At 62.9% G+C, this 13273-nt stretch carries 13 protein-coding genes; 9 read left to right on the forward strand and 4 right to left on the reverse strand.

All coding sequences use genetic code 11. The features are described 5' to 3' along the window. Positions 1-118: 118 nt before the first annotated feature. Positions 119-769: a response regulator transcription factor gene (locus tag BLR25_RS01800; protein ID WP_091932469.1), complete on the reverse strand. Its 651-nt coding sequence runs from the start codon at positions 767-769 to the stop codon at positions 119-121. Continuing rightward, positions 756-2822, reverse strand: coding sequence for a sensor histidine kinase (locus BLR25_RS01805; RefSeq protein WP_091932470.1), 2067 nt, complete (start codon positions 2820-2822; stop codon positions 756-758). Before BLR25_RS01805 ends, BLR25_RS01800 begins: the two co-directional genes overlap by 14 nt. 192 nt (positions 2823-3014) lie before the next feature. Here BLR25_RS01805 and ccmA point away from each other — a divergent pair, with 192 nt between their 5' ends. Genes ccmA through ccmI form a run of 9 tightly spaced genes read left to right on the forward strand, consistent with a single transcriptional unit; the run spans position 3015 to position 9972 of the window. Next, complete coding sequence (ccmA, locus tag BLR25_RS01810) at positions 3015-3635, forward strand: cytochrome c biogenesis heme-transporting ATPase CcmA (RefSeq protein WP_091932471.1); 621 nt, start codon at positions 3015-3017, stop codon at positions 3633-3635. Then, complete coding sequence (gene ccmB, locus BLR25_RS01815) at positions 3629-4297, forward strand: heme exporter protein CcmB (RefSeq protein ID WP_091932474.1); 669 nt, start codon at positions 3629-3631, stop codon at positions 4295-4297. Before ccmA ends, ccmB begins: the two co-directional genes overlap by 7 nt. An 8-nt stretch (positions 4298-4305) precedes the next feature. Continuing rightward, positions 4306-5049 carry a heme ABC transporter permease CcmC gene (gene ccmC / locus BLR25_RS01820; RefSeq protein ID WP_091932475.1) on the forward strand — a complete coding sequence of 248 codons (744 nt, stop codon included), beginning with the start codon at positions 4306-4308 and terminating at the stop codon, positions 5047-5049. A 2-nt stretch (positions 5050-5051) separates the two neighbouring features. Then, positions 5052-5255 (forward strand): heme exporter protein CcmD, encoded by a 204-nt coding sequence (gene ccmD / locus BLR25_RS01825; RefSeq protein ID WP_091932476.1) that lies wholly within the window; start codon positions 5052-5054, stop codon positions 5253-5255. Continuing rightward, positions 5252-5719: a cytochrome c maturation protein CcmE gene (gene ccmE, locus BLR25_RS01830; protein WP_091932477.1), complete on the forward strand. Its 468-nt coding sequence runs from the start codon at positions 5252-5254 to the stop codon at positions 5717-5719. Before ccmD ends, ccmE begins: the two co-directional genes overlap by 4 nt. Next, positions 5716-7674 (forward strand): heme lyase CcmF/NrfE family subunit, encoded by a 1959-nt coding sequence (locus BLR25_RS01835; RefSeq protein WP_091932478.1) that lies wholly within the window; start codon positions 5716-5718, stop codon positions 7672-7674. The genes ccmE and BLR25_RS01835 overlap by 4 nt, the downstream gene beginning before the upstream one ends. After that, a complete protein-coding gene (locus BLR25_RS01840) occupies positions 7671-8252 on the forward strand; it encodes a DsbE family thiol:disulfide interchange protein (protein WP_091932479.1) in 582 nt (193 codons plus the stop codon). The genes BLR25_RS01835 and BLR25_RS01840 overlap by 4 nt, the downstream gene beginning before the upstream one ends. Beyond that, a complete protein-coding gene (locus BLR25_RS01845; protein ID WP_176785709.1) occupies positions 8249-8734 on the forward strand; it encodes a cytochrome c-type biogenesis protein in 486 nt (161 codons plus the stop codon). Before BLR25_RS01840 ends, BLR25_RS01845 begins: the two co-directional genes overlap by 4 nt. After that, positions 8731-9972 (forward strand): c-type cytochrome biogenesis protein CcmI, encoded by a 1242-nt coding sequence (gene ccmI, locus BLR25_RS01850; protein WP_091932480.1) that lies wholly within the window; start codon positions 8731-8733, stop codon positions 9970-9972. The genes BLR25_RS01845 and ccmI overlap by 4 nt, the downstream gene beginning before the upstream one ends. Before the next feature lie 153 nt (positions 9973-10125). On the opposite strand, the gene BLR25_RS01855 is transcribed toward ccmI, so the two are convergent. Both BLR25_RS01855 and BLR25_RS01860 read right to left on the reverse strand, forming a co-directional pair. Further along, complete coding sequence (locus BLR25_RS01855; protein ID WP_218122594.1) at positions 10126-11880, reverse strand: NAD-dependent malic enzyme; 1755 nt, start codon at positions 11878-11880, stop codon at positions 10126-10128. A gap of 292 nt (positions 11881-12172) precedes the next feature. After that, positions 12173-13159 (reverse strand): transaldolase, encoded by a 987-nt coding sequence (locus tag BLR25_RS01860; RefSeq protein ID WP_091932481.1) that lies wholly within the window; start codon positions 13157-13159, stop codon positions 12173-12175. Positions 13160-13273 lie beyond the last annotated feature (114 nt).

Consider the following 13273-nt stretch of genomic DNA (forward strand, 5'->3'; position numbering starts at 1 on the left):
TTCTTCTAATGCAAAGATGTCAAGGAGTGTAAATAAAGGTTAATGACCACAATATCGGCATTGGATTAAAAGGGCTGTAGGAAAATTCCTACCCTTCTCGGGAATGCCAACCGTCGGATCAGTATTGCCCCGGATCGACCAAGCCTCTGGAAATCGCGTAGCGCACCAGTTCGGCGTTGTTGGTCAGGCCCATTTTCTGAAGGATATGCGTCTTGTGGGTACTGATCGTCTTGACGCTCAGCGACAGTTCGAGGGCGATCTCGCTCAATCCCCGGCCTTGCACGAGTTTATCGAAAATCTGGTATTCGCGGTCTGACAACAATTGATGCGGCGCCACGTCACACGCCGACTGACCACTGCGGATCATCAACTCGGCCACCTTGTCGCTGACGAACACGCCGCCGTTGGCAACCTTACGGATCGCGCCAACCAGCAGGTCGGCATCGCTTTCCTTGGTGACATAGCCCTGGGCGCCGGCCTTCAGCGCCCGGACGGCGTACTGCTCCTCGTGATGCATGCTGAGGACCAGGATCGGCACAGCGTGACGCTCGTCGCGGATCATCCGGATCAGTTCTATCCCGCCGCGCCCCGGCATCGAAATATCGAGGACGAGCACATGCCAGACGCCCTCGCGGATACGCTGCATCACCTCGATGCCGTTGGCCGCCTCGCCGGCGACCTCGAGGTCCTCGGTATCGCTGAGGATTTGCCGCACACCGTCGCGGATGATGGCGTGATCGTCCGCCAACAGCACTCTACGCTTTTCCATCGTCATCCTTTGGCTGCCCGTTGCCCGGAATCGTCACGCTGATCCGCGTGCCACGTTCTGGCGAGCTTTCGACTTCCAGATGCCCGCCCAGCATTTGCGCGCGTTCGCGCATGCCGACGAGGCCCATGTTGCCGCAACATTGCCCGTTATCGTATACAAATCCCTGCCCGTCGTCCTCGACACAAAGGTTCCACTTGCCCCCGTCATGACCAAGGCGAACCGTCAGACGCGAGGCCTGAGCATGGCGCGCCACGTTCGTCATCGATTCCTGCAGGATGCGGAAAAGCGCCGTCGCCACTGCCGAATCACACTCGACATCGCTGTCGGGTAAATGTCGGTCGATCTCAATCCCCGTGCGCTCGGAAAACTGATCGATGTACCAATGCGCGGCATCGACCAAACCCAGATCGTCGAGCACGAGGGGCCGCAGCTCCGAAGAAATCCGGCGCACCGATGCGATCGTCTGGTCGATCTGCTCCTTGATGGCGACGACCCGCTCGGAGAGTAGCCGCTGCTCCGGAATCAGGCGCCCGCCCAACCAGGATATTTCGAGCCGGATGCCGGTCAGCAACTGGCCCAGCTCGTCATGCAGTTCCCGTGCAATGCGTGAGCGCTCGTCCTCACGCACGCGCTGCAGCGAAGCCGACAACTCCTGTAACTGACGGTGTGAATCGCGCAACTGCTGATCGGCCCGGCGTCGTTCGGTGGCATCGCGAAATACCGCGGTCAGCAAACTTTCGCCACGAAACTGGGCCGCGGACAAACTCAACTCGACAAACAGCGTCCGCCCGTCACGGCGAAGATCGAGCGCTTCGATGCCCTCGCCACCGGCCTCCGGCCGACTCCGGTCCATGCTGCGGGCCAGGCGATCGAGTTGCCGCGCCGGGATCTTGCCATCGAGCAAGGCGACCAGACGCTGGCCCACCGCGTGCCCGGCCGAAATGCCGAAGAGTTCGGCCGCCGCCGTATTGGCCATCAGCACCCGCCCCTGCGCATCGAGCGTGACGATGGCGTCGCGTGCCGATTCGATCATGTGCCGCAATTGCTCGGCGCTTTCGAGCAAGGCCAATTCGAGCAGTTCCTTGCGCGCCAGATTCCGGGCAAAAACCCAGGTCGTGAAGACGACGAAAACGATCACCATCACGATCCCGAATGCGATCGGGCGCGCCACATCCCACCAGGAAGCCAGCGCCACCGCTTCATCAGCCACCACGCCAACGAAGAACGGGTAGTTCGCCACCGCGCGGTAGGCGACGAACTGTCGCGCGCCATCGGCATCGAGGCGGGTTTCCATCGCGCTCTTGCCGGGTGACCCGACGAGGCCCGCCAGGATGCTCCGGTTGCCGAACAGCGAGCCCATCGCCTCGTCGCCACGGAACTGGCCCGCCGCCAGTTCGCCGTGCTGGTTCAGCAACACGATCTGGCTGACCGTATCCAGTCCGATACTGCCGTAGAGCGAATCGAAATAGTCGATGTTCACCGCCGACACCAGGACGCCGCGGAAGCGCCCGGCACCATCGCGGAGCGCCACGCCGACGTAGTAGGTCCATTGCCCATCGACACGCGCCTTCTCGGGACGGCTGATGAAAATCTCGTCAGGTCCGCCGTCGGCGAAATAGCGATAGAAAACACGATCCTGCATGCGCAGCTGCCGGATGAAATCGTCGCGCGACGAATTCACGCCGAAGCCGTCGCGGTCGACCAGGAAAATCGACTTGACCTGTGGCAAACCGGCACTGCGCACCTTGAGCAGCAAGCTGACCGGCAGGCTGTTGAGCGACAGGCGCTGGCCGTAGACGTCGTCCATCCGATCGCGCACGCCGCGCATCATCAGGACGATGCCATCGAAAGCGCGCGTCGTCTGCTCGGACAGCAGTCGCGTCAGGCCGAGCGACTGCTGCTGCGCATGTACCAGTTCCTTGTGGCGCAGGTCGAAGAGGATCATGGCGGCCGAAATTGCCAGCACAGCGATCATGCCCGACGACAGCAGAACGACCGCGCGTACCGAGGAAATGCGTCGCCAAGCCGGCGTCTGACGATGGATGGATATCACGGCCCCTCATCGGAGAATCGATTTCAAGACATCCCTGACGAACGGCGCTTCGGCCAGATCAGGATCACTTGTGTTGCGTCATTACAGCAGAATCCGCCGCGCTTATAAAATTCAGTAGAATTTGACTCTTGTCAAACCCCGGCTAAACTCGCTGCCCGACAATACCTGTTTAGCCGTATCGCTTCCATCACAATGCTCGTCGCCTCCCATCTCGAGTGCGTTCGCGGAGAACGCAGTCTGTTCCGGAATCTCGCCTTTCGCCTCGACGAAGGCGAGCTGCTCTATTTGCAAGGCAGGAATGGTTCCGGCAAGACCAGCCTGCTGCGCATGCTGTGCGGACTCCTGCCGCCGGCTGCCGGCGAGATTCGCTGGAAAGGCGAGACGATCGGGCGACTCGGTGAGGATTACCGCCGCGAACTGTGCTTCCTCGGCCACCTCAACGCCATCAAGGAAGAATTGACGCCGCTCGAAAACCTGCGCGCCTCGGCAAAACTCGCCGACACGCCACTCGACGAGGATCTCGCCCTCGAAGCGCTGGAAACCCTGGGCCTCGCCGGACGCGCCGATCTGGCCTGCCGCTATCTGTCGCAAGGCCAGAAACGGCGGGTTGCGCTGGCGCGGCTGGTGCATGAACGCAAGTCGCTTTGGCTGCTCGACGAGCCCTTCGTCGCGCTCGACACCGCCGCTGTCGAGCTCGTCGCCGGCCTCATCGGTGCCCATCTGCAACGCGGCGGCCTGGCCGTGCTGACCACCCACCAGCCGGTCAACATTCCGGCCGGAACCGTCCGTCAACTGGTGCTTGGATCATGCTGAACGCCGTCTTCTCGCTGATCGCCCGCGACCTGCGGCTCGGCATGCGCCGGCAGGCCGACATCGCTTCGGTGCTGTTTTTCTTCATCATCGTCGTCAGTCTGTTCCCGCTCGGCATCGGACCGGAGCCCGACCAGTTGCGGCGGCTGGCGCCCGGTATCCTCTGGGTCGCGGCCCTGCTCGCCACGATGCTGTCGTTGCCGCGCCTGTTCGCCGACGATCACCGCGACGGCACGCTCGAACAGCTGGCGCTTTCGCCGCAACCGCTCGGCCTCATCGTGCTTGGCAAGGTCGCCGCACACTGGCTCGTTTCCGGGCTGCCGCTGACGCTGCTGGCGCCGGTACTCGGCCTGCAGTTCGACCTGTCGAGCGAGGCCTTGCAGGCGCTCACCCTGTCGCTGCTGATCGGTACGCCGGCGCTGTCCGGCATCGGCGCCATCGGCGCGGCGCTGACGCTCGGCGTGCGCGGCGGCGGCGTCCTGCTCTCGCTGCTGATTCTGCCGCTATATATTCCGGTGCTAATATTCGGGGCCGGCGCCGTCGAGGCCACCGTCACCGGGGTCGGCGCCCAGGCGCATCTGTCGCTGCTCGGCGCGCTGACGCTGGCCGGCGTCTTTTTCGCCCCCTGGCCCACCGCAGCCGCGCTGCGCATCGCTTTGGAGTAATTCAGCCCATGTCAAAAGGCTTCAACTGGTACCATTTTTCGAGCCCGCAAACCTTCTATCCGCTCGCCGGCAAGATGATTCCCTGGTTCTGGGCGCTCGCCGCACTGTTCGGCATCGCCGGCCTGATCGTCGGCTTCCTTATCGCACCGACCGACGCGCAGCAGGGTGAGGGGTATCGCATCATCTTCCTGCACGTGCCGGCTTCGTGGATGTCGATGTTCATCTACCTGGTCATGGCCTTCTGGGCAGCGCTCGGACTCGCGTTCAACTTCCGCCTGTCGGCGATGATGGCGCAGGCGCTGGCCCCGACCGGCGCACTGTTCGCCTTTCTTTCGCTGTGGACCGGCGCGCTCTGGGGCAAACCGATGTGGGGCGCCTGGTGGGTGTGGGATGCGCGACTCACCTCGGAGCTGATCCTGCTCTTCCTCTATGTCGGCTTCATCGCCTTGCAGGCATCGATCGACGATCCGCGCCGCGCCGACAAGGCCGGGGCGATCCTGGCGCTGGTCGGCGTCGTCAACGTGCCGATCATCTATTTCTCGGTCAAGTGGTGGAACACGCTGCATCAGGGCTCGACCGTCAATATTGCCAAGTCGTCGATGGCCAAGGTCATGCTCGTCGGCATGCTGCTCTGCGCACTGGCTTGCTGGATGTATGCCATCGCCGTGGCGCTGATGCGCGTGCGCAAGATCGTGCTTGAACGCGAACGCCATACCGAGTGGGTCAAGGCCGAACTCGCCCAGGAGAAGTGAGCATGTACTGGAACAGCCTTTCCGATTTTCTTGCCATGGGAACCCATGGTCTCTACGTCTGGGGATCGTTCATCGTCATGGCGCTCGTCATGATTCTGGAACCGGTCCTGCTCGTCCGCGGTCGCAAGCAACTGATCGACCGTCTGCGCCGGCAACTGCGCGCAGAAAAACTCGACCCCGCCGCTTCACGTGAGGAAAGCCATTGAAAACCCGCCATAAACGTCTGCTGCTCATCGCTGTCGGACTCGTCATCCTCGGACTCGTCGCCGCCCTGGTGCTGAACGCCTTCCGCAGTAACCTCGTCTTCTTTTTCTCGCCGACTCAGGTCGCCACCGGCGAAGCGCCGAAAGGCAAGGCTTTCCGCATCGGCGGACTGGTCAAGGAAGGATCGCTGCACCGCGAGGCCGACGGCGTCACCATCGCCTTTGTCATGACCGACACGGCCCATGACATGCCGGTGCGCTACAAGGGCATCCTGCCCGACCTCTTCAAGGAGGGCAAAGGCGCCGTCGCCCAGGGCAAGCTCGGCGACGACGGCCTGTTCACTGCCTCCGAGGTGCTGGCCAAGCACGACGAAAACTACATGCCGCCGGAAGCCGCCAAGGCCGTCGGCGACGCCCAGGCCAACAAGGCCATGATCGAGGCCACGGCCAAAACGGTGAAGCAATGATTCCTGAACTCGGACACTACGCCCTGATCCTGGCGCTGTGCGTCGCCCTGGCCCAGGGCATCCTGCCGCTGGTCGGCGCGCATCGCGGCCTGGCGGCCTGGACTGCCTTCGCCCGCCCGGCCGCCTGGACGCAGGCGCTGCTGCTCGCCGCGGCATTCGTTTGCCTGACCACGGCCTTCATCCAGAACGATTTCACCGTCGCCTACGTCGCCCAGCATTCCAATACCCAGTTGCCACTGCAATACCGCATCGCCGGCGTCTGGGGCGGGCACGAAGGTTCGCTGCTGCTGTGGATCTTCATGCTCGGGCTGTGGGCGCTCGCCGTTGCAGTGTTTTCGCGCCGCCTGCCCGAGCCAATGATTGCACGTGTAATCGGTGTGCTCGGCCTCGTCACCGCCGGCCTGCTGCTCTTCGTGCTGCTCACCTCGAACCCGTTCGAGCGCCTGCTGCCCGGCGCTCCCGAAGGCCGCGACCTCAACCCGCTGCTGCAGGACCCCGGTCTCGTCATCCATCCGCCGATGCTGTACATGGGCTATGTCGGCTTCTCGGTCGCCTATGCCTTCGCCGTCACGGCGCTGCTCTCGGGCCAACTCGACGCCGCCTGGGCGCGCTGGTCGCGCCCCTGGACGATCGCCGCCTGGATTTTCCTCACGCTCGGCATCGCCCTCGGTTCCTGGTGGGCGTATTACGAACTCGGCTGGGGCGGCTGGTGGTTCTGGGACCCGGTCGAAAATGCATCCTTCATGCCCTGGCTGGTCGGCACGGCGCTGGTGCACTCGCTTGCCGTCACCGAAAAGCGCGGCAGCTTCAAGAACTGGACCGTGCTGCTGGCGATCGCCGCCTTCTCGCTCTCGCTGCTCGGCACCTTCCTCGTCCGTTCCGGCGTCCTGACCTCCGTCCACGCCTTCGCCACCGATCCGCGTCGCGGCATCTTCATCCTCGCGCTGCTCGTCATCGTCATCGGCACCTCGCTGGCGCTGTTCGCCTGGCGTGCACCGAAAGTAGGCCTCGGCGGACGCTTCGGACTCTTTTCGCGCGAGTCCTTGCTGCTCACCAACAATGTGCTGCTCGCCGTCGCTTGCGGCTCGGTCCTGCTCGGCACGCTCTATCCGCTGCTGATCGACGCACTCGGTATGGGCAAGCTGTCAGTCGGCCCACCCTATTTCGACTCGGTCTTCGCACCGCTGATGATCCCGGCCCTCTTCCTGATCGGCGTCGCTCCCTTCGCCCGCTGGAAACAGGCAAGCCCGGCCGAACTCGCCCGCCTGCTGCGCTGGGCCTTCGGCGCCGCCGCACTGGTCGGACTGCTGGCGCCGCTGCTCGGCGGCGAGTGGAAACCGCTGGTCGCGCTGAGCCTGGTGCTCGCCGTCTGGATCATCGTCACCGCCGCGCTCAACATCGCCCAGCGCATGCGCGCCACCGGCAAGTCGCTGTTCGCCCAACCGGCCAGCTTCCTCGGCATGCACCTCGCCCACGTCGGAGTCGCCGCCTTCGTCATCGGCGTCGCGGCGGTGAACGGCTACCAGGCCGAGAAGGACGTCAAGATGGCACCCGGCGACACGGTGACGCTCTCCGGCTACACCTTCCGCTTCAACGGCATCCGTGAAGAAAAGGGACCGAACTATCAGGCGCTCGTCGGCGACGTCGATCTGCAGAAGGACGGCAAGACGCTGCGCAAGCTGTCGCCGGAAAAACGCATTTACCCGACCTTCGGCATGCCGATGACCGAAGCCGCGATCGACGCGGGATTCCTGCGTGACGTCTACGTCTCGCTCGGCGAACCGATCGATCGCGCCAAAGTCGACGGCGAGTGGGTGGTGCGGGTGTATCACAAGCCCTTCGTCGACTGGATCTGGGGCGGCTGCCTGCTGATGGCGCTCGGCGGCCTGCTCGCCATGAGCGACCGTCGCTATCGCCTGAACCGTGCCGAAGCCGCCAAGGAGTCCGCCGCATGAACCGTTTTCTCTGGCCGCTCGTCGGCTTCGTCGTGCTCGTCGGTTTTCTTGCCGTCGGCCTCAACCTCAATCCGCGCGAAGTACCGTCGCCGCTGATCGGCAAACCGGCACCGGCGTTCGCGCTGCCGCAGCTCGGCAGCGACAAGACCTTCTCGCCGCAGGACATGCAAGGCAAAGTGTGGCTGCTCAACGTCTGGTCGACCTGGTGCGTCTCCTGCCGCCAGGAACATCCGATGCTCGTCGAAATGTCGAAGAACAAAGCGGTCACGCTGATCGGCCTCAATTACAAGGAAATCCGCGGCGACGCCAATTACGACATCGCCAAGATCTCGCCCGAATCGGAAAAAGGCATGGCGACCGAGCGCGCCAACGCCTGGCTCCGCCGTCACGGCGATCCCTATGCCTTGTCGATCCTCGATCTCGACGGCCGTGTCGGCATCGACTACGGCGTCTATGGCGTGCCCGAAACCTATGTCATCGACAAGGCCGGCATCATCCGCTTCAAGCACATCGGCCCGATCTCGCCCGATGTTTTCTCCGGCAAGATCCTGCCGCTGGTAGGGGAACTCAACAAATGAACCGTTTGAAATTCTGGTGCGCCGCCCTGCTGTGCGCCATGAGCCTGACACAGGCCCTGCACGCGAAAGAAGCGGCACCGGTCGCTGAAAACGAAGCCGCCGAAAAGCGGCTGGTGGCCATTTCCTCCGAGTTGCGCTGCCTCGTCTGCCAGAACGAGTCGCTGGCCGGCTCGCAGGCCGAACTCGCCAATGATCTGCGCCGCGAAATCCGCACGATGATCGAAGCCGGCAAGAGCGACGGCGAAATCATGGACTTCATGGTCAGCCGCTACGGCGATTTCGTCCGTTACCGCCCGCCGCTCAAAGGCACGACACTGCTGCTGTGGTTCGGACCCGTGCTGCTGCTGGTCGGCGGACTCGGTGGTCTGTTCGTCTTCCTCCGCCGACGGACGCGCCGCATCGACGACGCGCCGCTCAGCGCCGCCGAGCAGCGTCAGGCCGAGCAGCTGCTTAAAGATGCCGGAAACGGAAAAGCATCATGAGCGCGCCTCTCCAGTTCATCCTCGCCGCGACGCTGCTGACGCTGGTCGCCCTCGCCCTCCTGCTGAGCCCGTGGTGGCGAAAGGGCCGGGACGCCCATTCGGTCGACCGTCGGCAGGCCAACCTCGACATCTTCCGCGATCAATTGCAGGAACTCGAACGCACGCGCGATGAGGGCTTGCTGACCGTCGAAGACTTCGACCAGGCCAAGCGCGAACTGCAGCGCCGCCTGCTCGAGGAAACCGACGCAGCGCCGACGCCCACCATCGCCAAGGCGCGCATGAGTGGACGCAACGCGCTCCTGCTCGGACTGACGCTCGTGCTGGCCGCCGTGTTCGGCTACTGGCAACTCGGCAATCCGCAAGCACTCGAGCCGCCGCAGGTGCGCGCGCATGCCCAGGCGCAGGAACTCGACGCCATGCTGAACCGGCTGGTCGAACGCCTGAAGGCCAACCCCGACGACACCAAGGGCTGGATCATGCTCGCCCGCTCCTACAAGTCACTCAGCCGCTTCGCCGAGGCGGCCGACGCCTACGCACGCGGCGCCGCGGCAATTGAAGGGGACGCCTATCTGCTCGCCGACTACGCCGAAACGCTGTTACAGGCCAATGGCGGGGCCTTCAACGAGAAGACCGACGCACTGATCGCCAAAGCGCTCAAGATCGACCCGAACGGCATGCTGGCATTGTTCCTCGCCGGCCATTCGGCCAACGAACGCGGAAACTTCCGCGCCGCCGTCGATTACTGGGAACGGCTGCTGCCGCAACTCGACGCTGGAGGCGAGGACGCCGAAGCCGTCGAAGCCGCGATCGAAAAAGCCCGAGCGGCTGCGGGTATCCAGGGCAAGCCGGCCGCGAAGAAGGAGGCCACGCAAACGCCTGCCAGCGCGCCGGCCAAGGGCGCGATTGAGGGCGAGGTCGTTCTGAGCGGAAAGCTCATCGCCAAGGCACAGCCCGAAGACACGCTCTACGTGTTCGCTCGCCCCGCCGAAGGCTCACGCATGCCGCTCGCCGTCATCCGTGCGCGTGCATCCGACCTGCCGCTGAAATTCCGCCTGGACGACAGCAACAGTCTGCCCGGCGGCCAAAAGCTGTCGACGACGCAAAGCGTCGTCCTCGAGGCACGCGTGACCAAGGGCGGCATCGCCCAGAGCAGCCCGGGCGACCTCATCGGTACCCTCAAGAGCGTCAAGCCGGGCAGCAAGAACCAGCGTCTGGTGATCGACCAGGTACAACCCTGAGATCGCATCGACGGGACGCACCAGAACCGACCTCACAGAAACGAGCCGCCATCGCGCGGCTCTTTCTTTGTTAGCCCGGTCGGCTCATCGGTCGGACATAAAAAAGCCACCCCAAGCTGCGGGGTGGCGAATGATGGAACCGTTAAAGGCGGATCAGCGGTGGCCGCCCTCGACATAGTGATACGGGCTGTACTCGGGCCGCCAGAATTTGGCGTCGATCAAAGCATCGATCTGTGCGTCGCTCAGGTCGGCGGTCAGCCCTTCAGCACGCGCCTGACGGGCAACGGCCACGGCAATATCGCGCGACACCCGGGGCATTTCGTTGAGCGGCGGCAGCAAAGCAGCGCCAACCTGCGTCCGCGCCGGCGACAAGGCAGCCAGGGCTCGGGCCGCCGCCAGGAACATCCCGTCGCTGACACGACGTGCCTTGACGGCCAAAGTCGCCAATCCAACGCCAGGGAAAATGTAGGAGTTGTTGGTTTGCGCAAACGTGTGCGTCTTGCCCTGGAACTCAAAAGGCGCGAAGGGACTGCCGGTACCGACAATGGCACGGCCGTCGGTCCACTCGATTACCGAGGCCGGCTGCGCCTCGACACAGGCGGTCGGGTTCGAGAGCGGGAAAATGATCGGACGAGCCACATGACGTGCCATTTCCCGGATGATCGTCTCGGTGAAAACGCCGGCTTGGCCGGATACGCCAACCAGCACCGTCGGTTTGACGTTGCGCACGACATCGAGCAAGGCAATCTGCCCGGCCTGATCAAGTTGCCAGTCGGCAACATACCGACGATCCTGGACAAAGGCCTTCTGGAACGGCTCCAGATTCTCGGTCGCGTCGGTCACCAGTCCGTGACGGCCGACAATATGGAAGCGGCGGGCGGCGTCGCTATCGCTCAGCCCCGCTTCCACCATTGCCCGCTTGATCAGGTCGGCAATGCCAATCCCGGCCGAACCGCCGCCAAGGATGACAATGCGTTGATCGACGAGGGCCTCGCCAGTGATCTGCACGGCAGCCATCAGCGCCCCGGTCGTCACGGACGCCGTCCCCTGAATATCGTCGTTGAAGCAGCACAGAAGGTCACGATAGCGTTCGAGCAGACGGCTGGCGTTGGTCTTGTGGAAGTCTTCCCATTGCAGCAGGACATTCGGCCAGCGCTTCATGACCGCCTGGACAAACGCTTCGATGAAGTCGTCGTACGCCTGCCCGGTGGTACGCCGTTGATGCAGACCGATATACATCGGGTCCTCGAGCAGGATGGCATTGTTGGTACCGACATCCAGAGTGATGGGCAGTGTCGTCGCCGGATTGATGCCGCCGGCCGCCGAATAGATGGCGAGCTTGCCGATCGGTATCCCCATGCCGCCGGCACCGAGATCACCGAGTCCGAGGATGCGCTCGCCGTCGGTGACAACGATGCACTCGACGGTGTCGAAGCGGGGATTGGCGAAGATTTCGTCGAGACGATCCTTGTGCGGCAGACTCAAAAAGAGGCCGCGCGGACGTTTGTAGATACGACTGAAACGTTGACAGCCAAGGCCGACCGAAGGCGTGTAGATGATCGGCAGAAGCTCTTCGATGTTGCGCGTCAGCAAGGCGTAATACAGCGTCTCGTTCGTATCCTGCAGTTCGCGCATGAAAACGTGCCGATCAAAATCGGTCGGCAACGCACGCAACGCGTCCATCCGCCGTTTGATCTGTTCATCGATCGAAAAGACGTGCGGCGGCAACAGTCCGTTCAAACCGAAGCCGTCGCGTTCCTCCTGCGTAAAGGCCGTTCCCTCGTTGTACAGCGGGTTGTCTAGCAGGTCGTAGCCCCGCAAAGATAGCCCCAGGCTGCCGACCGTGTCGGCGGAGTGTGTCGAAACCATGAATGTCTGCTCCAGCAATTCGAGTGTGGCGCACGGCATGAGCCCCTGCTGCGCCAGCGTCCTGGCCAATCCACGAGCAAAGAAGAAAAAACAGCCCCCCGGCTGATCACGAACGGCACCCGGAACGCGAGGTCTGTCTTGCTCTCAACAGAGTTGTTGCGCCTCGCCTGAGCGGACGCAATCATAGAGAGGAAAGAAAACGCTGGAACTACCTACCAGAGTAGTTCCAGCCCCACGCTACTCGGGCGAGTAGCGGCGATGACACGCGATGAAGGCCGGTTTTCCTGCCTGCACTTCCGGACGGGCCGGCATTCGCCGGCCCCTAAAAATCTCAAGCTTCCAGCGTCTTGAGCCGGTTGGCCAGGAGAGCTTCCAGCGTTTCAAGCGCCTGAGTGAAACCGGCGATGCCTTCTGCCAATTTCTCGTCAGCCATGCGGTCAGCGACATGCATCTTCGCGAAAATCGCCTGATCCATCGGAATGCGTTCGATTGCGACCGTCTTCGCCACCTTGGCGTCCAACTTAAGCGGCAATTCGCCCTGCGTGGCCTGCAGTTCCTTCAATAGCGACGGCCCGATCGTCAGTAGATCGCAGCCCGCCAGTTCGGTAATCTCATCGACGTTACGGAAGCTTGCGCCCATCACTTCGGTTTGATAGCCGAACTTCTTGTAGTAGTTATAAATTTGCGTGACGGAAACGACACCGGGATCTTCATGCGGCGCATAGCTCGCGCGGCCGGAATCCTTCTTGTACCAGTCGAGAATGCGGCCGACAAACGGCGAAATCAGCGTCACACCGGCCTCGGCACAGGCCACTGCCTGGTGCATCCCGAAGAGCAGCGTCAGATTACAGTGAATGCCTTCCTTTTCCAGCACGGCCGCCGCCTGGATGCCTTCCCAGGTCGACGCGATCTTGATCAGCACACGCTCGCGCGAAACGCCGGCGGCTTCATACTGGGCAATCAACTGGCGCCCCTTGGCAATCGTCCCGTCGACATCGAAGGACAGGCGCGCATCGACCTCGGTCGATACGCGTCCCGGGATGATCTGAAGGATCTTGAGGCCAAAGGCGACCGCCAACCGGTCGAAGGCCAAGGACACGACCTGAGCCGCTTCTGCGACAGCACCGCAATCGCGCCGCGCCTGCATCAGTGTTTCGTCGACGATGCCCTGGTATTGCGGCATCTGTGCCGCTGCCGTGATCAGCGACGGATTGGTCGTCGCATCGCGCGGCGTGAACGCCTCGATCGCCTGGATATCGCCGGTATCGGCGACCACGACCGTCATCGTCTTAAGTTGTTCGAGCAAACTTCCAGCCATTTACGTTCCTCGTGCCTGATGGATAAAAGGATAAAATTCGATTTTGCGCCTCTTTTCATTCGTCCGGAACCCGGAATACCGCAAAATCATATTTCATTTGTATTTTGAAATGAA

Origin of the sequence: Propionivibrio dicarboxylicus (genome assembly GCF_900099695.1) — a bacterium.
GTDB classification, from domain to species: domain Bacteria; phylum Pseudomonadota; class Gammaproteobacteria; order Burkholderiales; family Rhodocyclaceae; genus Propionivibrio; species Propionivibrio dicarboxylicus.

Excerpts from the sequence above, each read along its gene's own strand:
- BLR25_RS01800 (WP_091932469.1), bottom strand. The coding sequence starts at position 769 with ATGGAAAAGCGTAGAGTGCTGTTGGCGGACGATCACGCCATCATCCGC.
- ccmA (WP_091932471.1), top strand. The coding sequence starts at position 3,015 with ATGCTCGTCGCCTCCCATCTCGAGTGCGTTCGCGGAGAACGCAGTCTG.
- ccmB (WP_091932474.1), top strand. The coding sequence starts at position 3,629 with ATGCTGAACGCCGTCTTCTCGCTGATCGCCCGCGACCTGCGGCTCGGC.
- ccmC (WP_091932475.1), top strand. The coding sequence starts at position 4,306 with ATGTCAAAAGGCTTCAACTGGTACCATTTTTCGAGCCCGCAAACCTTC.
- ccmD (WP_091932476.1), top strand. The coding sequence starts at position 5,052 with ATGTACTGGAACAGCCTTTCCGATTTTCTTGCCATGGGAACCCATGGT.
- BLR25_RS01835 (WP_091932478.1), top strand. The coding sequence starts at position 5,716 with ATGATTCCTGAACTCGGACACTACGCCCTGATCCTGGCGCTGTGCGTC.
- BLR25_RS01840 (WP_091932479.1), top strand. The coding sequence starts at position 7,671 with ATGAACCGTTTTCTCTGGCCGCTCGTCGGCTTCGTCGTGCTCGTCGGT.
- BLR25_RS01845 (WP_176785709.1), top strand. The coding sequence starts at position 8,249 with ATGAACCGTTTGAAATTCTGGTGCGCCGCCCTGCTGTGCGCCATGAGC.
- ccmI (WP_091932480.1), top strand. The coding sequence starts at position 8,731 with ATGAGCGCGCCTCTCCAGTTCATCCTCGCCGCGACGCTGCTGACGCTG.
- BLR25_RS01855 (WP_218122594.1), bottom strand. The coding sequence starts at position 11,880 with ATGCCGTGCGCCACACTCGAATTGCTGGAGCAGACATTCATGGTTTCG.
- BLR25_RS01860 (WP_091932481.1), bottom strand. The coding sequence starts at position 13,159 with ATGGCTGGAAGTTTGCTCGAACAACTTAAGACGATGACGGTCGTGGTC.